Below are 21,698 nucleotides of genomic sequence, written 5' to 3'. Positions count from 1 at the left end.
AGGTCTATTGCAGATGTAAGCAATACCTGACGAAAGTTGGCGAGTATCGCGCTTCGACCGGCAATCGTGCGCAAGCCGATTGTTCATGTAAGAGAGGTCCCGAATGTTCGGACTGACGGCACTCGAACTGGCCCGCATACAGTTCGGCTTCACCATTTCCTTCCACATCATCTTCCCGGCGATCACCATCGGGCTCGCAAGCTATCTCGCGGTGCTGGAAGGCTTGTGGTTATGGAAGCGCGACACCGTCTACCGCGACCTCTATCATTTCTGGTCGAAGATATTTGCCGTCAACTTCGCCATGGGCGTCGTCTCGGGCCTTGTCATGGCCTACCAGTTCGGCACCAACTGGAGTTATTTCTCGGCTTTTGCCGGCAGCGTGACAGGTCCCCTGCTCGCCTATGAGGTGTTGACAGCCTTCTTCCTCGAGGCGGGCTTCCTCGGTGTCATGCTGTTCGGCTGGAACAAGGTCGGCCCGGGCCTGCACTTCTTCTCGACCATCATGGTGGCCCTCGGCACGCTGATCTCGGCGACCTGGATCCTGGCTTCGAACAGCTGGATGCAGACCCCGCAGGGCTTCGAGATCATCAACGGCATCGTCGTGCCGGTGAACTGGTTCGAGGTGATCTTCAATCCGTCCTTCCCCTACCGCCTGGCGCACATGACGGTGGCGGCGTTCCTGGCCACGGCCCTGTTCGTCGGCGCCTCGGGCGCCTGGCACCTGCTGCGCGGCAACGACAACCGCCGCGTCCGCACCATGCTGTCGATGGCGATGTGGATGCTGCTCGTTTCCGCGCCGCTGCAGATCCTGATCGGCGACCTGCACGGCCTCAACACGCTGAAGCACCAGCCGGCCAAGATCGCGGCGCTGGAAGGCCACTGGGAAAACAAGCCGGGCGAAGCCATCCCGCTCACCCTGTTCGGCTGGCCCGACATGGAGAAGGAGGAGACGCTCTACGCGCTGAAGATACCGCGTCTCGGCAGCCTGATCCTGACACATGACTGGAACGGCCAGTTTCCCGGCCTGAAGGAGTTTGCCAAGGAAGACAGGCCGAACGCGACGGTGGTGTTCTGGAGCTTCCGCATCATGGTGGGCCTGGGCATGCTGATGCTTCTGCTCGGGGCCTGGGGGCTGTGGCTCAGGTGGCGGGACAGGCTGTTTGACACCAACCTGTTCCTGCGCTTTGCCACGGTCATGGGCCCGACGGGCCTGATCGCCATCCTTGCGGGCTGGTACACCACCGAAATCGGGCGCCAGCCGTGGATCGTCTATGGCGTGATGCGCACCAAGGACGCGGTCTCGAACCATTCGGCGCTCGCCATGAGCACGACGCTGGTGGCCTTCATCGTGGTCTATTTCATCGTTTTCGGCATCGGCACCCGCTACATGCTGAAGCTGGTCGCCAAGGGCCCGGAAGACCACGAGCACGAGCCGACCGACGACACCGGCGCGCGCCGGCCCGCGCGTCCGCTCTCGGCCGCACCGGACCAGATGGACATGTTCGTGCCGGCGAACCACGACAGGAAGGGCTGAACCATGGGCATCGATCTCCCTGTAGTCTGGGCCGTTATCATCGCCTTCGGCCTGATGATGTATGTCATCATGGACGGCTTCGATCTCGGCATCGGCATCCTGTTCCCCTTCGTCCGCGATCGGGAGGACCGGGATACCATGGTAAACACGGTCGCCCCGGTGTGGGACGGCAACGAGACCTGGCTGGTGCTCGGCGGTGCGGCGATGATGGCGGTGTTCCCGCTCGCCTATGCCGTCATCCTCAGCGCGCTCTATTTGCCGCTGGTGCTGATGCTGCTGGGGCTGATCTGGCGCGGCGTCGCGTTCGAGTTCCGCTTCAAGGCCGACGAGCATCACAAGCCGTTCTGGGACCGGGCCTTCGCCGGCGGCTCCTATGTCGCCACCTTCTTCCAGGGCGTTTCGCTGGGCGCGTTCCTCAATGGGTTCCCGATCGAGAACGGCTCCTATGTCGGCGGCGCGCTCGACTGGATCACGCCGTTCAGCCTGTTCACCGGGCTCGGGCTGATCGTCGCCTATGCGTTGCTCGGCAGTACCTGGCTGATCATCAAGACGGAAGGCGCTCTTTATGACCGCATGGTGGCCCTGGCGCGGCCGATCACGCTGACGCTGCTGGCCGTCATCGGCATCGTCAGCCTGTGGACGCCGTTTGCCCATCCCGACATCACCGAGCGCTGGTTCAGCTTCCCCAACATCGTCTTCTTTTCGCCGGTGCCGGTCCTCGTGCTGGTCAGCAGCTGGCTGATCCTGCGCAGCCTGAACGGTGCCCCGCATGTTGCGCCGTTCCTGCTGGCGCTGTTTGTCCTGTTCCTTGGCTATAGCGGCCTTGGCATCAGTCTGTGGCCGAACATCATCCCGCCAGACATCACCATCCGCGAGGCGGCGGCACCGCCGCAGAGCATGGGCTTCACGCTGGTCGGGGCGCTGTTCATCATTCCCTTCATCCTCGCCTACACCGCGTGGTCCTATTATGTGTTCCGAGGCAAGGTGAAGGCCGGAGAGGGTTATCACTGATGGCCGCGCCGACCGAAGCGCCGGTTTCCTGGCCGAAGCGGATCGGCTGGCTGGTGCTGATCTGGGTGGCCAGCGTGCTGGGCCTCGGCATCGTGGCCTATCTGTTCCGCTTCGTGATGGGCCTCGCCGGCCTGACCGTCTGACTTCGATAACGGATCCAAGATCATGTACACCGACGTCGCCCAGGCGCTCGACCAGCGCGATCTCCACGACCGGATCTATGCCGGCGACGTGCTGCGTTTCGGCCATCTCAAGCCGATGCGCCAGCTTGTCGACTTCACGCGCGCGCTGCTCGAGGATGCGTTCGCGCCCTTCAATCCGGTCGAGATTCACAAGCATCTGACGCATCAGCAGCAGACGGAAAGCTTTGCCCAACGCCAGCGCGACTTTTCCCGCGCACCAGAGGTCAAGCGCCTGTGGCGCGACCTGTTCGAGGCAGCCGGCCTCGATGCCGGCGGGCTTGCGCGCGACAGCCTGTATCTGCGCTTCCAGCCGCACCAGGACCCTGGCACCGTCGTGCCCCGCGCCCGCACCACGGCGACCATCGCCTTCCACCGCGATACCTGGGGCTCCAACCTCTATGCGCAGGCCAATTGGTGGGCGCCGATCTACGACATCGACGCCGGGCGCACCTTCGCCATCTACCCTTCGCTGTGGCAGCGCGCGGTGGCCAACACCAGTGCCGAGTTCGATCTCGCGGCCTTGCTGGACCGCTCAAAGGCCGGCGGCCGCAACGCCAACGACGCCGACGCGGCGATCCCGCATTTGACCGAACAGCTGGAAGTCACCGACGCGACGCCGGTCGTCCTGGCGCCGGGTGAGGTCATTGCCTTCTCCAGCGCGCACGCCCATGCCGGCGTGCCCAATTCGACGGGCGTGACGCGCATCTCGCTCGAGACCCGCACGCTCTGGATCGACGACGTCCGCAGCGGGCGCGGCGCGCCGAATGTCGACGGCCATGCGCGCTGGATGTCCCCAGGCATGTTCCGGCGGGTGAGCGACGAGGTCCCGCTCAACGAGATTCTCGGCATGGGCCGGGTCGAGCCGTTCACCGGCCCCTTCCCCGCCCGCGGTCACACCACCATGGACGACATGGCCGACTGCTGAGCCAGAAGGGCGGCGACGATATCGAGGCTGGCAGCAAGCGCGGCATGGCTGGGTGCCGCGCCCAGTCCCAGCCGCACCGCTTCGGGCGCGGGCTCCGTGGTCGCAAAGGCATCGCTGGTGACCACGCCGATGCCGGCCGAACGCAGGCGCGCGGCAAAGTCGCCGCGGTTCCAGTGGCCGGGAAGCTTCAGCCAGACGTGGAAACCTTCGGGGTCGGCCTGGACCAGTTTCGCCGGGAGTATCTTCGAAACGATGGCCTGGCGCTGGTGTGCTTCGCTACGGATTGCCGCGAGCACAGAGTGGGCTATGCCGTTTTCGACCCAGCGCGTGGCGACGGCCGACGTCAGCGGCGATGCCATGCCGGCTGTCGCGCGGACGGCGCTGGCGAGGTGGGCGACCGTCCGCCCTTGCGGGACGACCACGTAGGCCACGCGCAGAGCCGGCGCCACGCATTTGGCCAGGCCGGCAACATGATAGGTGATGTCGGGCGCGAGTGCCGCGAAGGCGGCCACCGGCCGAGCCGGCAAGGCGCCATAGGCGTCGTCTTCGACAATCAGGACATTGTGCTGGCGAGCGATCGAAACGATGCGTTCGCGCCTGGCCAGCGACAGCGTCGCCGTCGTCGGGTTGTGCAGCGTCGGCGTGCAGTACAGAAGTTTGGGCGCGTGTTCGCGGCAGGCCTCTTCGAACGCCTCAGGGATGAGGCCCTGGGCGTCCATCGCGATGCCGGCGACGCGGATGCGCAAGTGCTGGGCCACGGCAAGCAGGCCCGGATAGGTCAGCGCCTCGGCGCAGACGGTCTCTCCCGGCGCGGCCAGCGCGCCGAGGAGCGCAAGCAAAGCCCCTTGCGCGCCCGGGGTGACCAGCAGCCGGCCGGCGTCGATCTCGCCGAGCCGTGGGGCCAGCCACGCGGCTCCCGCCGCGCGGTCGCGCGATGTGCCGCCAGCTTCCTGGTAGCGCATCAGCAGGTCCAGTCCGTGGCTCGACTGCAGTTGTGCAATGCCTTCCCACATTGCTGTCGCAAGTTCCGGGTCGTCGAAGCGCGGCGGCAGGTTCATGCTCATGTCGATGAGCCCCGTCACCCCCGATCCCGAGGCGACGGGGCGCCGTACCGTGACATAGGTGCCCTGCCCGACACGGCCTTCGACCAGTCCGCGCTTGCGGGCCTCGGCATAGGCGCGGCTGACGGTGGTGAAGTCGATGCCCAACTGGTCGGCAAGCGTTCGCTGCGGCGGCAGCCTGAAACCGTCCGGCAGCCTGCCCGACGCAATGTCCACCGAGAGCGCATCGGCGATCGCCAGGTAGAGTGGGCCCGCAGCCTTGGAGATGGAGGGGGACCAGTTGGTTGTCGTCATGACTCTGCAGGCTCCAACAGCGTTTTCCATATATATGCACAATGTATGGGGATAGCCACCCATCATTGCCAGCCGGCGTGTCGCCGACCTCTGCGCTAAGGCCTCTGCGTGACCCGCATCACATTTGCTTGCGGTGGCCGACAATGAATCGACGCCGGGAGCGCTCAGGACTAGGCTCGCCCGCGCATAGACGTCACCGGGCAACGCCGATTGCCTGCTGCTACTGATCCTGAAGGCGAAGCTGCCGGCCCTTGCGGTGTCGGTGCGGCCGTCCAGATTTCAAAAGGCGACCTGCCACCGGACGCAAGACGGCTCGAATTCAATCAACGAAGGAGACTGGTTATGCCATCGGTCAAGAATATCGTTCTGGTCCACGGCGCATGGGGCGATGCCTCGCACTGGCGCCATGTCATTCCGCCGCTCCATGCCAAGGGCTACAAGCTGGCGGCGGTGCAGAACCCGCTGACTTCGCTCGCAGACGATATCGAACGCACAACCAAGCTCGCCGCCGCGCAGGACGGGCCGACACTTCTGGTCGGCCATTCCTATGGCGGTGCGGTGATCACCGGTGCCGGTCACGCGCCAAACGTCGTCGGGCTGGTCTACATCGCTGCCTTCGCGCCCGAAGAAGGCGACAGTCTCGGCAGCATTTTCGCCCGGCGTGAGCCGCCCTCGGGTGCGGCCAGCATCCGTCCCGACAAGGATGGCTTCCTCTGGCTCGCCCAGGACACGTTCCGCCAGAGTTTTGGCCAGGACCTCGGCGAGCCCGAGGCGCTGGTCATGGCGGTGGCGCAGAAGCCGATTGCGGCGCGTTGCTTCGAGGACAAGTCGGGGCCGGCGGCATGGCACACCAAGCCGAGCTGGTACCAGGTGTCGAGCCGCGACAACATGATCCCGCCCGAAACCGAGCAATGGATGGCCGAGCGCATCAAGCCGCGCAAGACCATCACGCTTGACGCCAGCCACGCCTCGCTGGCCTCGCATCCGCTCGAAATCGTCACGTTGATCGACGAAGCCGCCAAGTCATTCTGATGCCGGGTCCGCGCGGCGGCACATTGCCGCCGTGCGGACTTGCTCTGCTTCGGTCGGCTAAAAGCCGCAATCCACAAGCTATCCTTGCAGCCTATGAATCTATCTGATTCCCTAAGGCTGTCCGATTCGGGCAGGGGCGCTGCGCAGGAAACGGCATCATGAGCACTTCCAAGAAATCTGAAATCTCAGAGATGAGGCCGAAGCTGACTGTCATCGGAGTCGGTGGCGGCGGCGGCAATGCCGTCAACAACATGATCGCCGAGGGCCTCGAGGGCACCGAGTTCATCGTTGCCAACACCGATGCCCAGGCGCTCACGATGTCGAAGGCGCCGCGGTTAGTCCAGCTTGGAGCTCTGGTGACCGAAGGGCTCGGCGCCGGATCCTTGCCCGAGGTCGGGCAGGCTGCGGCCGAGGAATCGATCGACGAGATCATGGATCAGCTTTCCGGCACGCATATGTGCTTCGTCACCGCCGGAATGGGCGGCGGCACGGGAACGGGTGCGGCTCCTGTGATCGCCAAAGCCGCGCGCGATGCCGGCATCCTGACGGTGGCGATCGTCACCAAGCCCTTCACCTTCGAGGGCAAGCGCCGCATGCAGATGGCCGACCGCGGCATCGAGCTTTTGCGCCAGGCCGCCGACACCGTCATCGTCATTCCGAACCAGAACCTGTTCCGCATCGCGACCGAAAAGACGACCTTCGAGGATGCCTTCGGCATGGCCGACAAGGTGCTCTATTCCGGCGTCAGCTGCATAACTAACCTCATCGTCAAGGAAGGCCTGATCAATCTCGACTTCGCCGACGTGAAGACGGTGATGCGCGACATGGGCCGGGCGATGATGGGTACCGGCGTCGGCACCGGCGAGAACCGTGCCAGCAAGGCGGCGGAAGCCTCGATCGCCAACCCGCTGATCGACGAGAATTCGATCAAGGGCGCGCGCGGCGTGCTGATCTCGATTTCGGGCGGCATGGACATGACGCTGTTCGAGGTCGACGAGGCCGCGACCCGCATCCGCGAGGAAGTCGGCGACGAAGCCGACATCATCGTCGGCGCCATCTTCGACAATTCGCTCGAAGGGCAGTTCAAGGTGTCGGTCGTCGCCACCGGCCTCGAGGCCGCCGCCAACCAGGGCGAGCCGGTCGTCAACATGCGCGGACAGCCTGCACCAGGATCGATGCAGCCGCTCCACTAAGCGGGTCGCGCCCGCGGCTTTTGGCTTGGCTGGGTGCGAGCGGGAGGTCGCGTCAGGCTTGCCCCCTTGGGGAGCCTGCTCGCAAAGCCTGCGCGACGACAGTGCCCGCGCAGTCGGCAGTTCGACTCATCGTATCTTCGGCGTGGGTGCGTCCACTTGCCGATGTTGCTTCGGCAAGTGGGAGCCTGTCTCCCCTATCAGACCTTCTGAAAGCCGGATTTCGATCCAGAGACGAGTTGCACTGCTCTTTCGTATGTCAGAAATTGGCGACGATGTGCCTCGTGGCGGAAATCGATGAAGCTGGCTCATGAATCGGATCTGTTGCCGCTGAACGCCGCCAAGGCGTTCGAAGCCTTTGCCCGCCGGGGCAGCGTGACGGCGGCGGCCGACGAACTTGGCTTGACAGCTTCGGCCGTCAGCCATCGCCTGGCGCAGTTGGAAGAATTCGTCGGCACCAAACTGACCGAACGACACGGACGCGGGCTGGCGCTGACGGCCGACGGCCGGGAGTATCTGGAATCGATCCTGCCGGCTTTCTTCCTGTTGCGCACGGCCACCAGCCAACTGCGCTTCAGGGCCAGTGCACACGAGATCTCGATCAGCGCCATTCCGCTGTTTGCCGTAAGCTGGCTGATCCCCCGTCTTCCCGGCTTCAGCCGCCAGAACCGCGATGTCGACGTCCGCGTGACCTATGCCCAGAACCGCAACTATTCGAGCGATGCTGCCGACATCTCGGTGCGTTTCGGCGCAGGCGCCTGGCTGGGCTACAAAAGCGAGCTCTTTCTCAGTGGCGCCGTGGTGCCGGTAGCGAGCCCTGCTCTGCTGCAGGACCGCAAGCGATTGCCGGACGAGGAAGCGCTAGCCGTATTGCCGTTGGTCCATGACGAAAGCCGCGACCATTGGCTGAACTGGTTTCGCGCTGCCGGCATGCGGGCGGGTGACCGCCATCTGTCCGGCCCGCTGTTCGAGGACGGGATGCTGGCCCGCGCCGCTGCCGTTGCTGGCCTAGGTGCTGCCCTGTGCCGCCTGCCGCTCATCGAAGACGACATCGCGAACGGCAGGCTGGTGGTGCTTTCCGAGCGCTCTCTGGACGACGGCCGGAACTATTATCTCTGCACCCGGACTGACCGGGAGCTGCCGCAGGTCTCCCGCCGCTTCGTCGCCTGGATGCGGACCGAGCGCGACCGAGGCCAGACACAACTGTGAAATGAGCTCAGCAGTTGAAGGATCTGTGATGGTCGTAGGCTGGCGCTATCTCTAGGCTCGTTCTGAGACGCTCATATGGGCGCAAGCGAAGAGGCTCGCATGACCGACAAGCAATCCACAACGCCCGAACGGGATCCGCTCGATCCCCAGTCGAACGTGCAGGCAGCCATCGATGGCCTGGGCATCCTGGCCCGCCGCTGCATCGAGGCAGAGATCATCAAGCCGATCTATGAGGAGATGGTGGCGCGCTTCGGTCGCGAGGCGGCGCGCGAAACGCTGCGCACGGCAATCACCAATGCGGCGATCGAAGCCGGCAAGAAGTTTGCCGCAGCCGAGAAAGGGCCGGTCGATCTCAAGTCGTTCGCAGCGCTGCAGCCGAAATGGCGCCAGGACGATGCGCTGCATTTCGAAGTGCTGACAGAAACGACCGACCAGTTCGACTACAATGTCACCCGCTGCCGCTATGCCGAGATGTATCACTCGATGGGCCTGGGCGAGATCGGCACGCTTTTGTCGTGCCAGCGCGACGGCACCTTCTGCCAGGGCTACGATCCACGCATTTCGATGACGCGCACCCGCACCATCATGGAAGGCGGTGGCAGCTGTGACTTCCGCTATCGGATGAACGGCAGCGACGATGCGGCTAAGCGCAGCTAGGCCGCCCTTTCTCTAGCTTGAGTTTCGAAGGGTCGATGCGGCGCGCCCGCCACGGCAAGGCTGTTGCGCGTGACAAACGAGGAGTTGGAAAGTTGGAAAAGCCGGTGATCCGCACGAACGCCAGGATCGACCAGGACAGGCTCTGGTATTCTCTGATCGAAATGGCCAAGGTCGGACCCGGCATTGCCGGCGGCAACAACAGGCAGGCGCTGACCGACGAAGATGCCGCGGGCCGCGGCCTGTTCAAGACATGGTGCGACAAGGCCGGCCTCGATATGGGTGTCGACGATATGGGCTCGATGTTTGCCCGCCGCGAGGGCACCGACCCCGACGTGCTGCCCGTCTACATCGGCAGTCACCTTGATACCCAGCCGACTGGTGGCAAGTTCGACGGTGTGCTGGGAGTGCTCGGCGGCCTGGAGGTCGTGCGCACGATGAATGATTTGGGGATCCAGACCAGGCACCCCATCGTCGTTACCAACTGGACGAACGAGGAAGGCTGCCGCTTTGCCCCTGCCATGGTCGCTTCGGGCGTCTTCGCCGGGACTGTCGACAAGGACTGGGCCTATGCCCGCGAGGATGCCAAGGGCAAGCGCTTCGGCGACGAACTCGAGCGCATTGGCTGGAAGGGCAAGGAGAAGGCCGGCGCTCGCAAGATGAAGGCGTATTTCGAACTGCACATCGAGCAGGGGCCGATCCTTGAGGACGAAGGCATCGACATCGGCGTGGTCACCCACGGCCAGGGCCTGAAGTGGCTGCAGGTGACGCTGACCGGCAAAGAAGCGCATTCGGGCGGCACGCCGATGCACAAGCGCCGCAATGCCGCCCTCGGCATGGCCCGGGTGATCGAGTTGGTCCAGGACGTGGCGATGGACTACCAGCCCGATGCGGTGGGCAATGTCGGCCATATCGACGTTCATCCCAATTCGCGCAGCACCGTTCCCGGTCGTACGGTTTTGACAATCGACATCCGCTCGCCGGAAAAGGACGTGCTCGATGCAATGGACCAGCGCATTCGCGACGGCATCGCCCTGATCGCGGAGGCGCTCGACATTGCGCACGAGGTCGAGCAGGTCGGCCACTTCGACCCTGTCGCCTTCGACAGCGCTTGCGTAGGGATGGTGCGCAACGCGGCCGAGGGGCTCGGCTACAGCCATCGTGACATCGTCTCGGGTGCCGGGCACGACGCCTGCTGGATCAACCGCGTGGCGCCGACTGCGATGATCTTCTGCCCCTGCGTCGATGGCTTGTCGCATCACGAGGCAGAGGAGATCGATCCGCAGTGGGCAGCCGCCGGCTGCGACGTGCTTTTGCACGCCGTGCTTGAGGCGGCTGTCGTTATTGCCTGACTTCTCCCGGTCAGGACGCGCTCAAATGGCGCGGAACCGAACTTCTCTCCTAAAGCGACCGCTCTCCTATGTCCGCCAGCGACCAATCATCCGGTCGATGCGCTCCTGCCCCTTGGTCAGCAGGCCGCCGAGGACGGCGAGCAGCAAGAGGATGGCGAACACCTGCCCGGTTTCGAGGATCTGGCCGGACAGTTGCAGCCGGGCGCCGAGGCCATATTTGGCGGTCAGCATCTCGGCGGCTACGACCATGATGATGGCGATGCCGAGCGCGAGCTTGAGACCGCTGAAGATGCTCGGAACCGCCGCCGGGAAGACCACCTTCCATTTGATCTGACGCTCGCTGGCGCCAAGGTCGCGGGCCGCGAGGATGAGCCCCTGATCGCATTGGCGGACACCCAGGATGGTGTTGATGACCACCGGGAAGAAGCAGCCGAGTGCCGCCAGTACGATCTGGAACAGGTCGCCCGACCCGAACCAGATGATCAGCAGCGGGACCAGCGAGATCTTCGGGATCGGATACAACACGGCGATGAAGATGTCGCAGATGGCGTAGAGCTTGCGTGACGTGCCCATCAGGATGCCGAGCACGATGCCGACGAACGCCGCCAGGAAGAAGCCGCCGAAGATCCGGTACAGGGTGACGCCGAGGTCCTGGAGGATGCCGCCCTCGGTGAAGAGCAAATAGAGGTTCTGCGCGATCACCGTCGGGCGCGGCAGGTAGAGTTCGGGAATCTCGGCGATCCTGAGCCCGACCTCCCAGACGACCAGGAAGACGATCATGGCGATTGGTCCGTAGAAAGGCACATAGTCGCGCTTGGGCGTGCGCCTGATCATCGCCGGTGCTATTCCGCCGACGGGTTGCGCGGTGGTTTCGTTCGTCGACATTGGCCTACCCCATCATTGACTTGACGACTTCGTCGCGCAGCACGTCGTAGATCTCCGTGAACAGCGCGCTGAAGCGTGGATCGTTCTGCACCTCGATGGCGCGCGGTCGCGGCAGCGGGATGTCGCGCGTGGCGGCCACCCTGCCCGGCCGCGCCGTCATGACGATCACATGGTCCGAAAGGAACACCGCCTCCTCGATCGAATGGGTGACCAGGATGACGGTCTTGCCAGCCGTTTCGACGAGTCCGGCAAGCTGCTCCTGCATGTAGACGCGTGTCTGGGCGTCCAGCGCGCCAAAGGGCTCGTCGAGCAACAGGATGTCGGGAGACATCACCAGTCCGCGCGCCAGGCCGACGCGCTGGCGCATGCCGCCGGAAAGCTGGCTGGGGAAGTGTCCCTCGAAACCACCCAGTTCAACGGCCTTGATCGCCTCATGCGCCTTGGCGTAGCGCTCTTCCTTCGAAACGCTCGCCAGCTCCAGGCCGAAGGCGACATTGTCGAGAACTGTGCGCCAGGGCAGCAGGTTGAAGGACTGCCAGACGGTGGCCATCCTGGCCGGCGCGCCGTCCACAATGGCGCCGCTGCCGTTGGTGTAGCGAAAGCGGATCGCCCCTTGCGTGGACTCGATCAGGCCGCGCAGGATGAGCAGCAAGGTCGACTTGCCGCAACCACTGGGACCGACGATGGCGGTGACTTTTCCCGCCGGAAACGCGCAGCTCACATTGTCGATGGCGAGCGTCGGAGGTCGATTCTTGCTTGTCCATTGATGGCTGATCTGATCGGCCAGGACTTCGTACAACTGCATGCGGGTATTGCCTTTTGCATGGAAGCAATGCCGGGCCGGATGACCGGCCACGGCAGAGCGAAACGTTTCGGCGACGAGCCTAGATGAACGGGTTGGCGTCGCTCAGGCGCTGCGCGGCCTCCTTCACGATGTCGGTGTTGATGATCTCGCTCGCATCGAGCATGCGCGTCACCATCCCCGCATCGGTCCAGAACTTGGCCTGCTCCATGACCGATGCCTCGTTCGGCAGGCCGTCGAGCGCATAGCCGGTCCAGCGCGGTCGCGCGGTCTCGATCACTTCCGCCGGCAGGCGGGTGGCCTCGGCGATGATCTTCACGATTTCAGGATTGCCATTGGTCGCAGCGTCGACGAAGTCGCGCACCGACTGGAGATGCACCATGGCATAACGCACCGCGACGGAGCGCTGTTCGGTCAGGAAAGTCTCCTTCGCCGCCCAGCCCGCCAGTTGGACATCGGGCATGATGTCGTCGCTCCAGGTCGCGATCTTGCCGGCGCCCTTGGCCTCCACCGCATGGCTGAGCGGGATCGGGATGTTGGCCAGGCCGATCTGGTTTGCCGCCAAGAGCGTCGGCGCCGACTTGGTATCGACGCCCCATTGCCACTCGCAGTCCTCGGGCGTCAGCCCGGCGCGCTGCAGCGCCTTGGTGTGGAGCAACTGCGAAATCGAGCCGCGCACGCTGATGCCGATCTTCTTGCCCTTCATCAGCTTGTAGCCGGACACGTCGGTGAATCCCTGCTCGTAGAGCTCCTTGTTCACCATCATGGCCTGGGAGCCCATGCCCACGCTCTCGCGGCCGCGGTCGGTGAACAGGCGGAACTGGGCGCCCTTGGCGATCGTGTTGAACAGGCCGGCGTTGCAGGTCGAAACGATGACGTCGAGCGCGCCGCCGACAAGCGAGGGAATGGCCAATCCTCCGTCCTGGAAGATCTCGGATTCGACTTCGAGATTGAGCTTCTTGAAGTAGCCCTTTGCCTGGGCGACCATGAAGGGTCCCGACGAGATGTAGGGAACTATGCCGACCTTGAGCTTTGCCGGCGCGTCGAACGCGCCCTGAGCGCTGACCCAGGGCATCGGCAGGGCAAGGGTTGTTGCTGCAGCCGCCATGCCGACGAAGCTGCGTCTTGAGATATTCTTCATCCTATCCTCCCATTTTATCTGTTTGTGAGATTTTGTATCTCATTCAAATCTTGCTGAAAGGCTGTTTTCGGTAATCGTCCACTTCATCCACCGTTCCTGCGCGGGCTCTAGGCCGATCGCCACTCGACCATCCACCGCACTTGCGGTGGATGGTCGAGTGGTCCCGATCAGGTGAGGGTGATGGTGTCGGCCTGCTTGTCGATGCGCTGCTGGGCTTCGGTCACCTTCTTCTTCAGGCTCGCCCAGTCGATACCGATCATTTGTCCGTTGCGCTTTCTGGCAGTGCCGCGCACCCAGACGCTGTCGATATCGGGCAGGCTCGCGAAGTTCACCACGCGGTCGGCCAACGTGCCGGCGCTGGCGAAGCCCATCCGGTCGGTCCTCAGCAGCACGAGATCGGCGAACTTGCCCACGGTGATGCTGCCGCTGGCGTCGCCCATGCGCAGCGCCTTGGCACCCCACCGCGTGGCGAAATCCAGCACGTCGGCGGACTCGTAGTCATTGGCGAGCTTGGCATACTCGTCCGACCGATAGAGGCTCCAGAAGCCGGCCCGGACATGCTCGAAATAGTCCTGCGTCAGGCCGGTGCCGATATCGAGACCGATGCCGGCGGGGACGCCCATCTGGCGCGCCTTGCCGTGGATCGACGCGGTGACGTAGGGGAACTCGCCCATGGTCGTCGCGCACATCATGCCGCCGGTATCACGGAGCATGACCAGTTCCTCGTCCGTCATCTCGACGCCATGCGCGACGTGGAAATCCGGACCGAGCAGTCCGGCTGCATGAAGGTCGGCGACAGTGCGGAACACGCCGGCCGGAGGCATCGGGTTCGGCTTGTGGATATGGCAGCCGACGATGAACGGATCGAAGGTGCGCGCGCGCTCGAACTCGGTCTTCATGTCCTCCATCTTACGGCGGCCCGTGCCCTCGCTGATGGTGATGCCGAATTGTGCCGGCGCGTCGGCGCCGGTGGCAAACATCTGGCGCAGCAGCCCTGCGGTGACATAATTCGATTCCTGCGGCGCGCCCTGGCGCTGCGCGGTCGCCTCTGCCTCCGGCAGCGTGTCACCCGGCCCGTAGGTCGTGTTGTGCGAGGCCTGGTAGCAGAACACGCCGCCGACGCCGGAATCGAGGAAGCCCTGGGCCCCGGCGATCGCCTTTTCCTGGGTGTGATGGGCATGCGCGTAATCGAGCAGATTGGTAACGCCGGAATCGATGGCCTGGAGGCCGCCGACATATCCCGAGAGGTGAAAATCTTCGGGCGTCATGCACACCATGGTGCGCATCTTCCAGGGCTGGTAGCGGGAGTATTTCTTGGCATCGGTCTTTACCAGCCTGCCGGCATGCAGGCCGAGCCAGAGATGTCGGTGCCCGTCATTCATGCCCGGCATCAGGATCATGCCGGCGGCTTCGATCACCTCGGCATCGCCTGCCGCCAGCCCCTTGCCGATCTCGGCGATCTTGCCGTTGACGACGAGGACGTCGGCGCCCTTCACTTCGCCGAGCTTCTCGTCCATCGACAGGATGTCCGCGCCGCGGATCAAGGTCGCGCGCTGCGCGCCCTTGGCTGTGGCGGCAACCGCCGCCTGTGCGTTGGCCCGCGAACTGACCAATGCGGCCGCGGCTCCCGCAACGCCCAACCGGAGAAAATCCTTACGGGTGATTTCCGTCATTTGATGCTCCTTGCACTTTCAGAAAGGTCGCGCGGGATGCGCCCGCGCGTTGATTGGCGTTGGCGCGGCTAGTACAGCGGCAACTGGACACCGGCATCGCGCATGACGCGTTCGACCGAGCCCGCAAGTGCCGCCTTGCGCTGCCGCAGCACGTCTGCGCCGAAGAGAAGCTTGCCGTGGCGCTTTGCCGGTTGGCCGTCGATGAACACCGAGTCGACATTGGCGCCGCTGGCGTAGCCCACCACGGTGACCGCAGGGTCGTAGACGGGATAGAGATCGAGGTCGTCCGTCCCGACGAACACCAGGTCGGCTTTCTTGCCTGGGGTCAGCGAGCCGATCCTGTCGTCCATCCGCAACGCCTTGGCTCCGCCCATCGTCGCCCATTCGAGTACCTCGCGCGCCTTGACGGGGACCACCGATACCGGCGGCTGTCCGGCCTGCTTGGCCGCGATCAGCGCGAAGTTCCGGGCATGCATCCAGGCCGCGCGCATCTCGTTGAACATGTCGCCGGAACACAACGGCTCGGTGTCGATACCCAGCGACGGCAATGCGCCACGGCTGCGAATGCGCACCGTCAGCGGTGGCTCGGCCTTTGCCTGCAACTCCAGCATCACCGTCGGGGTCACCGTCACGCCGCGGTCGAGGATGAAGTTCAGGTCGTCGTCCGACAGCGCGTTGCCGTGGCAGATGTTGTGGTCGGGACCGAGCAGGCCCTTCGCCGCCAATGCCGGCCAGCCATTTTCCTGGACGCGCTGGCCACTCGGATAGGACACGTGGCATGTCGACAGCAGCCCGAATTCGCGGGCCAGCGCGTAATCCGCCAGGCAGACCTTGGCAGTCGATATTTCCGGTCCCAGGATGGCGAGCGCCAGGGTTACCCGGCGGTCGTCGGCGCTGAACCGTCCCCGGCGCAGCGCTTCGACCCTATCCCTGGGATGGGCGATCTCGGAATGATGCGCCTCGCCCGGCCTTGCCGGCGGCTTGGCGGTACCATGTCCGAACACGGCACGAATGCCGCTCTCCTCCAGTGCATCGACGGCGCGCTCGGCCATCTCGAGATCGCGCAGGATGTGGCACCAGTCGAAGATGGTGGTGACGCCGTTGTCGATCTGGTTGATCGCGCCGACGAGATTTCCGAGGTAGGTGTCTTCGGCGTTGTAGAAGGTCGCCATGTTGCCGTGGACATGCTTGTGATAGGCGCCGGACGGCCACTCCGCGCCGATACCGCGCATGCCCGTCTGCCAGGTGTGGATATGGGCGTTGACCAGGCCCGGCATGACGATCATGTCGCGCGCGTCGATCACTTCGTCTGCTTCGACATCGAGCGATAGGCCGACGGCGGCGATCTTGTCACCGATCATCAGGAGTTCGCCGTTGCGGATGTCCTGGATGGCGTCATCCATCGTGACCAGCCAACCGCTTTTGATAAGGGTCCGTTTCATCATGCTTTCCATGTTGTGAACTGGGAATCGGCGCGTCGATCGGCGGCCTCCGGCCGGGCCGCCGCGGCCCGCGCCATGCTTGTGCCCGTCCTGGCCGGAGAACCCGAACCGTCTGGTGCGGACAGGTATGTCTTCGCTGGGATGCGACAGGCGCGAGAATTCGCAGGACCGCCTCCACCGGCCTACAAGACTCTTCACCGTATCGGTCAATATTTGTGCAATCGATTGCCGTGATTTGAGACTGTAAGCATTGCCCGGTGAAGGTCGAGCACTTAGGGTGTCGCCTGGAGGACAATCAGTTTTGAGTTTCGGACAATGCGATGAGGGAGGAGATCACTCGCATGGCACTTGGGTTTTCGTTTTCGCCCGTTGTCTACAGCTATCGGCGGGGCCACGTCATCGGCCCCCACAGCCACCCTTTTCCGCAGCTTCTCTACGCTTCGTCGGGGGTCATCTCGGCCGAGACGCCGCACGGAACCTGGATCGTTCCGCCGCAACGCGCCGTCTGGCTGCCGACCGAGTGCCCGCATAGCGTGCGCATGCTCACCGACGTCGAGATCACCTCGATGTATCTGAGCCAGGTCAAGGAACTGGCCGATTTCGAATGCGGCATACTGGAAGTCTGTCCGCTGCTGCGCGAACTCCTGCTGGCGGCACTCAGGTTCGAGCCCGACGCGCCTCTGGCCAGCAGGGAAAACTTGGTTCTGCAGCTTTTCCAGGAGGAGCTTCGGCTGGCGCCGCGAATCCTTTCGCCGATCCCGATGCCGCAGGACCCGCGGCTGGCGGAACTCTGCGCCAAGATACTGCAGGACCCGTCACTGGACTACTCCCTGGCGCAACTCGCCGTGGAGGCCGGCGCCAGCGCGCGAACGATCGCCAGGTTGTTCGACAGCGAACTTGGCATGTCCTATCGGCGCTGGCGCGAGCAAGTGCAGGTCGCCTACGCAACGGCCCAACTCGCCGACGGCAAGCCGGCCAAGGTCGTTGCCTCGAACCTGGGATACACAGCGAGTGCGTTTTCTGTGATGATGCGCCGCATGTCGACCAAGACGCCCTCGACCCGGCACTGATCAAGCTGGCGTGCGGCCTTTGACCTGCTGCGTCATGTCGAGGACGTGCCTGCCAACCGACGGATCGATGTTCCAGAGCATTTAATTTCTGGCGATGTTGCCCAGGAACGCCTTGGCCCGGTCGGTGCAAGGGCAATCGAAGAATTCGTCCGGCTCGCCCGTCTCGACGATGCTTCCCTTGTCCATGAAGACGACGCGTCCGGCGACGCGGCGGGCGAAGCCCATTTCGTGGGTGACCACCGCCATCGTGGTGCCGGAGCGCGCAAGGTCGATCATGACGTCGAGCACCTCCTTCACCGATTCCGGGTCGAGCGCCGAGGTCGGCTCGTCGAATAGTAATATGCTTGGCCGCATCGCCAGCGCTCGGGCAATGGCGACGCGTTGCTGCTGGCCACCTGACAAGGCCGAAGGAAGCTTGGCGGCGTGCTGGCCGACGCCGACGCGCTCCAGCAGTTGCATGGCGTGCTGTTCCGATTCCCGTCGACCGCGGCGGCGCACGATACGTGGCGCGAGCGTCACGTTGTCCAGCACCGACAAATGCGGGAACAGGTTGAAGCTCTGGAACACCATGCCGACGTCGCGGCGCAGCCTGCGCAGTTCGCCCGCCCTGTAGCCTACGGGGACGCCGCCGATCACGACGTCACCCTCCTGCCACTCCTCGAGGCCGTTCAGGCATCGGAGCAGCGTCGACTTGCCCGAGCCGGAAGGGCCGCAGAGAACGGTACAGGTGCCACCTTCGATGTCCATCGACACGTCGCGTAGCGCCCGCCAGGAACCATACCATTTGGACAGCGAGCGGACGCTGATGGACGCATTGGCGGTCATGGCGCTTTCCTTTCGCCGCTCGGCGTGCGCGACTGGTTCCGCTCGGCATCGCGCTCCATGCGGGCGCTCACCTGCGACAGGCCGAAACAGAGGCTCCAGAACACCAGGCCGACAAAGACATAACCTTCGGTGGCAAGACCCAGCCAGGCGGGGTCCGAAAGGGCCGCGTTGACGATGTTGAGCAGGTCGAACAGGCCTACCACCATGACGTAGGTGGTGTCCTTGAGCAGCGAGATCGCCGAGTTGACGATGCCGGGCAGCACCGCGCGCAGGGCCTGCGGCATCACGATGTAGCCCTGCATCGCCCAGAAGCCGAAACCGAGCGCATTGGCGGCCTCGCTCTGGCCGCGGCTGACGCTTTGCAGGCCGCCACGGGCAACCTCGGCCAGAAAGGCTGCGGAATAGAGCGTGATGCCGATCATGGCCAGGGTCAGCCGGGGGAACTCCACGCCGGGCGGCAGGAACAGCGGTAGCATGATCACCGACATGAACAGGATGGCGATCAGCGGCATGCCGCGCCAGAACTCGATGAAGCCGGTGGCGAGCAGCCGGATGGCCGGCAGCTTCGACGCGCGCCCGATGGCCAGCAGGATCGCGATGGGGAAGGAAAAGACAAAAGCGCCGAGACCGACCACCATCGTCAGCAGCAGGCCGCCCCACTTCTCCGAGGGAACCGGCGCCAGGCCAAGCACGCCGCCGGCGAGCATGACGAAGGCCGCTATCGGGTAGAGGCAGAAGCCGACGACCAGGATCCTGCGCCGGCCGGGGAAGTCCGGCGCCATCGCCAGGAGCAGCAACAACGGCGGCGCGAGCAGGACGATCCAGGCGCGCCAGCGTTCGGCTTCAGGGTAGAACCCGAAGGCGAATTGCGGCAGGCGGTTGACGATGAAGGCCCAGCAGGCGCCGTCGGGATTGCAGCCGGCCCTGTCCGACGCCACCCAAGTGGCATTGACAAACGCCCAGTCGACAATGGGAAGCCCGAGCGTCCAGGCGAGGTAGGCGAGGCCCAGGACGACGAGGGTGCCGAAGGGATTGGCGACAGCGGTGGCCAGCAATCTGCCGGCGGCGGTGGCCGGCGCGCGCGAATTGCCGGAGACGGAAGTCGTGGCCATGGCTTAGCGCTCCACCAGTTTGACGCGACGTCCATAGGCGCTGGTCGCGAGAGCCACCGACGTGCTGAGTGCCAGGTAGACGCATGCCGTGATGACCGCGATTTCGACCGCCCTGCCGGTCTGGTTGAGCGACGTTCCGAGGAAGACGTTCACCAGGTCGGGGAAACCGACGACAGTAGCCAGAGCCGATGCCTTGATGAGATGGGTATATTGGTTCGCCAGCGGCGGGATGATCACCCGCATCGCCTGGGGTACGATGACCAGCCGCAGGATCAGCTTCGGCGGCAGCCCGAGGGCGAGCGCCGCCTCGCGCTGCCCGCGGGCGACCGACTGGACGCCGGCGCGGACGATCTCGGCGACGAAGGCCGAGTTGTAGATGGTGAGCGCGGCGACCAGCGAAACGAATTCCGGCATGAGCTTGAGCCCGCCGCGGAAATCGAAGCCGGCGAGCACGGGCACCTGCCAGTCAAGCAATGCGATCGCAGCGGCATTGCTGACAAGTCCGCCGGCGGCGAGCACCAGTCCCAACCGCGGTGGAGCCTCGCCGCGCGCCTGGGCACGGCTGCGGATAGACCATCCCGCCACGATCGCGGCGATGCCGGTTGCAACCGCCACGGCGACGACCATCGCCTTGGCGTCGCCGGCGACCGGCGCCGGAAGGTAGAGGCCACGGTTGCTGAGAAAGGCAAAGCCGCCGAGGCCGATAGCCTCTCGCACGACGGGCAGCGAGCGCAGCACCACCGCTTGCCAAAGCAGCAGGTGCAGGAGAAGCGGCAGGTTGCGCACGAGCTCGACATAACCTCTGGCCACGTACCTTACCGGGGCGCTGGGCGACACCCGCGCCAGCCCGACCGCGAACCCCAGCATCGTGGCGGCAACAATTGCCAGGGCCGCCACGAGCAGGGAGTTCAACAGGCCGGCCAGAAAAATCCTGCCGTAGGTAGAGGTCGGGTCGATGGCGATCAGGCTGAAGGCCATCTTGAAGCCAGCTTCCTGCCGGAGGAAGTCGAAGCCAGATGCGAGCCCGCGCGCCTGCAGGTTGACGACGGTGTTGCGTATGACGAACACCGCCACTGCCGCAACCAGCAACAGGACCGCTGCCTGCTGCAGGATCGCCTTGCGTCGCGCCCACCTTTGCCTCGGACCGAGATGCGGCCGGGCGTCAGCCTCGTCGCCTTCTGCGGCGTTCCAGATGCCGGTGGCCATGTCCTGGTCCGAGACAGCCATGGTCGATCTCAGCGGACAGGCGGAGCGTAGAGCAGGCCGCCCTTGGACCAGAGCTCGTTCTGGCCGCGCGCCAGTTTCACCGGGCTGCCGGCGCCGAGGTTGCGGTCGAAAATCTCGCCGTAATTGCCGACCGAGGAAATTACCTTGACCACCCAGTCGTTGGCGAGGCCGAGCTTGACGCCGAAGTCGCCGGTCTTGCCCAGCATGCGCTGGATCTCGGGGTTTTCAGATCCAGTGGCCATCTCCGCCACATTGGCCGACGTGATGCCCTTCTCCTCGGCGTTGATCAACGTGAACAGGGTCCAGGCCGCGATGTCGCGGAAGGCCGGGTCGTCCTGCTGCACGATCGGGCCGAGCGGTTCCTTCGCGATGATCTCGTCGAGGATCACATACTCGTCAGGCGCCGACAGTCCGAGCCGGCTCGCGGCCAGCCCGCCGCGCTCGTTGGTGTAGGCGTCGCAGCGTCCGGCTTCGAGATTGGCGAGGTTCTGCTCGCGGCTGTTGGTGACGATCGGGGTATATTCGAGGCTGTTGGTGCGGAAATAGTCGGACAGGTTGAGCTCGGTCGTGGTGCCGGCGGACACGCAGATCGAGGCGCCATTCAGGTCGGCGAGCTTGCTGACGCCGAGGCTCTTTTTCACCAGAAAGCCCTGGCCGTCATACATGTAGACGCCAGCGTAGTCGAACTTCATCTCGGTGTCGCGCGTATAGGTCCATGCGGCGGCGCGGGCCAGCATGTCGACGCTGCCCGACTGCAGGGCGGCAAAGGCGTTCTTGAATTCGAGCGGTGCAAACTTGACCTTGTCAGGATCGCCAAACATGGCGGCCGCCACCGCTCGGCAGTAGTCGATTTCCAGGCCGGCCCACTTGCCCGAGGCATCGAGCGTGCTCAGGCCGATGGTGGTGCCGGTGCTCGTGCCGCAGACCAGCTCGCCGCGGTCCTTGATCGCCTTGACCCTGTCGCCTTCGCCGGCGAGTGCCGAAGTGGCCATCACGCTCAATCCGACGATCCCCCAAAGCATTGTTTTCTTCATGACAATTCTCCTCCTGCCGTTTTGGCTTTTTTGATTTGTTGTC

At 64.5% G+C, this 21,698-nt stretch carries 20 protein-coding genes; 10 read left to right on the top strand and 10 right to left on the bottom strand.

Going from position 1 to position 21,698, the window contains the following annotated elements; all coding sequences use genetic code 11:
* The first annotated feature begins 103 nt into the window (after positions 1 to 103).
* From GGR00_RS20055 to GGR00_RS20040, 4 genes are read left to right on the top strand one after another with little or no spacing between them, the layout of a single operon-like run.
* Entirely contained in the window at positions 104 to 1,534 is a 1,431-nt protein-coding gene (locus GGR00_RS20055) for a cytochrome ubiquinol oxidase subunit I (protein ID WP_184700589.1), read from the top strand.
* Between the two features lie 3 nt (positions 1,535 to 1,537).
* Positions 1,538 to 2,545 carry a cytochrome d ubiquinol oxidase subunit II gene (gene cydB / locus GGR00_RS20050; protein ID WP_184700587.1) on the top strand — a complete coding sequence of 336 codons (1,008 nt, stop codon included), beginning with the start codon at positions 1,538 to 1,540 and terminating at the stop codon, positions 2,543 to 2,545.
* Positions 2,545 to 2,688, top strand: coding sequence for a DUF2474 domain-containing protein (locus GGR00_RS20045; protein WP_184700585.1), 144 nt, complete (start codon positions 2,545 to 2,547; stop codon positions 2,686 to 2,688). Before cydB ends, GGR00_RS20045 begins: the two co-directional genes overlap by 1 nt.
* Positions 2,689 to 2,710: 22 nt before the next feature.
* Complete coding sequence (locus GGR00_RS20040; RefSeq protein WP_184700583.1) at positions 2,711 to 3,652, top strand: hypothetical protein; 942 nt, start codon at positions 2,711 to 2,713, stop codon at positions 3,650 to 3,652.
* On the opposite strand, the gene GGR00_RS20035 is transcribed toward GGR00_RS20040, so the two are convergent.
* Complete coding sequence (locus tag GGR00_RS20035) at positions 3,619 to 5,007, bottom strand: aminotransferase-like domain-containing protein (RefSeq protein WP_184700581.1); 1,389 nt, start codon at positions 5,005 to 5,007, stop codon at positions 3,619 to 3,621. The two genes, GGR00_RS20040 and GGR00_RS20035, sit on opposite strands and share 34 nt — an antisense overlap.
* Before the next feature lie 342 nt (positions 5,008 to 5,349).
* On the opposite strand from GGR00_RS20035, the gene GGR00_RS20030 reads away from it, so the two are divergent.
* The 5 genes from GGR00_RS20030 (at position 5,350) to GGR00_RS20010 (ending at position 10,444) form a co-directional block, all read left to right on the top strand.
* Positions 5,350 to 6,039 (top strand): alpha/beta hydrolase, encoded by a 690-nt coding sequence (locus tag GGR00_RS20030; RefSeq protein WP_184700579.1) that lies wholly within the window; start codon positions 5,350 to 5,352, stop codon positions 6,037 to 6,039.
* A 158-nt stretch (positions 6,040 to 6,197) separates the two neighbouring features.
* Positions 6,198 to 7,232 carry a cell division protein FtsZ gene (ftsZ, locus tag GGR00_RS20025; RefSeq protein ID WP_184700577.1) on the top strand — a complete coding sequence of 345 codons (1,035 nt, stop codon included), beginning with the start codon at positions 6,198 to 6,200 and terminating at the stop codon, positions 7,230 to 7,232.
* A 294-nt stretch (positions 7,233 to 7,526) separates the two neighbouring features.
* Positions 7,527 to 8,438, top strand: coding sequence for a LysR substrate-binding domain-containing protein (locus tag GGR00_RS20020; RefSeq protein ID WP_184700575.1), 912 nt, complete (start codon positions 7,527 to 7,529; stop codon positions 8,436 to 8,438).
* Positions 8,439 to 8,537: 99 nt separating this feature from the next.
* Positions 8,538 to 9,095: an L-2-amino-thiazoline-4-carboxylic acid hydrolase gene (locus GGR00_RS20015; RefSeq protein WP_184700573.1), complete on the top strand. Its 558-nt coding sequence runs from the start codon at positions 8,538 to 8,540 to the stop codon at positions 9,093 to 9,095.
* A gap of 104 nt (positions 9,096 to 9,199) precedes the next feature.
* Positions 9,200 to 10,444: a Zn-dependent hydrolase gene (locus tag GGR00_RS20010; protein ID WP_343065599.1), complete on the top strand. Its 1,245-nt coding sequence runs from the start codon at positions 9,200 to 9,202 to the stop codon at positions 10,442 to 10,444.
* Between the two features lie 66 nt (positions 10,445 to 10,510).
* Here the strand turns inward: GGR00_RS20010 and GGR00_RS20005 are convergent, their stop codons facing one another.
* From GGR00_RS20005 to GGR00_RS19985, 5 genes are all read right to left on the bottom strand, one after another.
* Positions 10,511 to 11,329, bottom strand: coding sequence for an ABC transporter permease (locus GGR00_RS20005; RefSeq protein WP_184700571.1), 819 nt, complete (start codon positions 11,327 to 11,329; stop codon positions 10,511 to 10,513).
* Positions 11,330 to 11,333: 4 nt separating this feature from the next.
* Positions 11,334 to 12,134 (bottom strand): ABC transporter ATP-binding protein, encoded by an 801-nt coding sequence (locus GGR00_RS20000; protein ID WP_184700570.1) that lies wholly within the window; start codon positions 12,132 to 12,134, stop codon positions 11,334 to 11,336.
* 79 nt (positions 12,135 to 12,213) lie between these two features.
* On the bottom strand, positions 12,214 to 13,272 hold the full coding sequence (locus GGR00_RS19995) for an ABC transporter substrate-binding protein (RefSeq protein WP_184700569.1): 1,059 nt from the start codon (positions 13,270 to 13,272) through the stop codon (positions 12,214 to 12,216).
* A gap of 167 nt (positions 13,273 to 13,439) precedes the next feature.
* Positions 13,440 to 14,945, bottom strand: a complete 1,506-nt coding sequence (locus GGR00_RS19990) for an amidohydrolase family protein (RefSeq protein ID WP_184700568.1) — start codon at positions 14,943 to 14,945, stop codon at positions 13,440 to 13,442.
* Between the two features lie 68 nt (positions 14,946 to 15,013).
* On the bottom strand, positions 15,014 to 16,387 hold the full coding sequence (locus GGR00_RS19985) for an amidohydrolase family protein (RefSeq protein WP_184700567.1): 1,374 nt from the start codon (positions 16,385 to 16,387) through the stop codon (positions 15,014 to 15,016).
* 341 nt (positions 16,388 to 16,728) lie between these two features.
* Here GGR00_RS19985 and GGR00_RS19980 point away from each other — a divergent pair, with 341 nt between their 5' ends.
* A complete protein-coding gene (locus GGR00_RS19980) occupies positions 16,729 to 17,457 on the top strand; it encodes an AraC family transcriptional regulator (RefSeq protein WP_184700566.1) in 729 nt (242 codons plus the stop codon).
* 81 nt (positions 17,458 to 17,538) lie between these two features.
* Here the strand turns inward: GGR00_RS19980 and GGR00_RS19975 are convergent, their stop codons facing one another.
* From GGR00_RS19975 to GGR00_RS19960, 4 genes are read right to left on the bottom strand one after another with little or no spacing between them, the layout of a single operon-like run.
* The gene (locus tag GGR00_RS19975) at positions 17,539 to 18,282 is read right to left on the bottom strand and encodes an amino acid ABC transporter ATP-binding protein (protein ID WP_184700565.1); all 744 of its coding nucleotides are present in this window, start codon (positions 18,280 to 18,282) and stop codon (positions 17,539 to 17,541) included.
* Entirely contained in the window at positions 18,279 to 19,394 is a 1,116-nt protein-coding gene (locus GGR00_RS19970; protein ID WP_184700564.1) for an amino acid ABC transporter permease, read from the bottom strand. Before GGR00_RS19970 ends, GGR00_RS19975 begins: the two co-directional genes overlap by 4 nt.
* Before the next feature lie 3 nt (positions 19,395 to 19,397).
* Positions 19,398 to 20,621 (bottom strand): amino acid ABC transporter permease, encoded by a 1,224-nt coding sequence (locus tag GGR00_RS19965; RefSeq protein ID WP_210315085.1) that lies wholly within the window; start codon positions 20,619 to 20,621, stop codon positions 19,398 to 19,400.
* Positions 20,622 to 20,629: 8 nt separating this feature from the next.
* On the bottom strand, positions 20,630 to 21,655 hold the full coding sequence (locus GGR00_RS19960; protein WP_184700563.1) for an amino acid ABC transporter substrate-binding protein: 1,026 nt from the start codon (positions 21,653 to 21,655) through the stop codon (positions 20,630 to 20,632).
* Positions 21,656 to 21,698: the final 43 nt, after the last annotated feature.

The sequence above is a fragment of the Aminobacter aganoensis genome (assembly GCF_014206975.1).
Lineage (GTDB): Bacteria > Pseudomonadota > Alphaproteobacteria > Rhizobiales > Rhizobiaceae > Aminobacter > Aminobacter aganoensis.
Note: the sequence above shows the minus strand (reverse complement) of the source record. Positions and strands in the feature narration are given on the sequence as shown.

Coding starts and splice junctions, on each gene's coding strand:
- GGR00_RS20055 (WP_184700589.1), top strand. CDS start 104: ATGTTCGGACTGACGGCACTCGAACTGGCCCGCATACAGTTCGGCTTC.
- cydB (WP_184700587.1), top strand. CDS start 1,538: ATGGGCATCGATCTCCCTGTAGTCTGGGCCGTTATCATCGCCTTCGGC.
- GGR00_RS20045 (WP_184700585.1), top strand. CDS start 2,545: ATGGCCGCGCCGACCGAAGCGCCGGTTTCCTGGCCGAAGCGGATCGGC.
- GGR00_RS20040 (WP_184700583.1), top strand. CDS start 2,711: ATGTACACCGACGTCGCCCAGGCGCTCGACCAGCGCGATCTCCACGAC.
- GGR00_RS20035 (WP_184700581.1), bottom strand. CDS start 5,007: ATGACGACAACCAACTGGTCCCCCTCCATCTCCAAGGCTGCGGGCCCA.
- GGR00_RS20030 (WP_184700579.1), top strand. CDS start 5,350: ATGCCATCGGTCAAGAATATCGTTCTGGTCCACGGCGCATGGGGCGAT.
- ftsZ (WP_184700577.1), top strand. CDS start 6,198: ATGAGCACTTCCAAGAAATCTGAAATCTCAGAGATGAGGCCGAAGCTG.
- GGR00_RS20020 (WP_184700575.1), top strand. CDS start 7,527: ATGAAGCTGGCTCATGAATCGGATCTGTTGCCGCTGAACGCCGCCAAG.
- GGR00_RS20015 (WP_184700573.1), top strand. CDS start 8,538: ATGACCGACAAGCAATCCACAACGCCCGAACGGGATCCGCTCGATCCC.
- GGR00_RS20005 (WP_184700571.1), bottom strand. CDS start 11,329: ATGTCGACGAACGAAACCACCGCGCAACCCGTCGGCGGAATAGCACCG.
- GGR00_RS20000 (WP_184700570.1), bottom strand. CDS start 12,134: ATGCAGTTGTACGAAGTCCTGGCCGATCAGATCAGCCATCAATGGACA.
- GGR00_RS19995 (WP_184700569.1), bottom strand. CDS start 13,272: ATGAAGAATATCTCAAGACGCAGCTTCGTCGGCATGGCGGCTGCAGCA.
- GGR00_RS19990 (WP_184700568.1), bottom strand. CDS start 14,945: ATGACGGAAATCACCCGTAAGGATTTTCTCCGGTTGGGCGTTGCGGGA.
- GGR00_RS19985 (WP_184700567.1), bottom strand. CDS start 16,387: ATGAAACGGACCCTTATCAAAAGCGGTTGGCTGGTCACGATGGATGAC.
- GGR00_RS19980 (WP_184700566.1), top strand. CDS start 16,729: ATGGCACTTGGGTTTTCGTTTTCGCCCGTTGTCTACAGCTATCGGCGG.
- GGR00_RS19975 (WP_184700565.1), bottom strand. CDS start 18,282: ATGACCGCCAATGCGTCCATCAGCGTCCGCTCGCTGTCCAAATGGTAT.
- GGR00_RS19970 (WP_184700564.1), bottom strand. CDS start 19,394: ATGGCCACGACTTCCGTCTCCGGCAATTCGCGCGCGCCGGCCACCGCC.
- GGR00_RS19965 (WP_210315085.1), bottom strand. CDS start 20,621: ATGGCTGTCTCGGACCAGGACATGGCCACCGGCATCTGGAACGCCGCA.
- GGR00_RS19960 (WP_184700563.1), bottom strand. CDS start 21,655: ATGAAGAAAACAATGCTTTGGGGGATCGTCGGATTGAGCGTGATGGCC.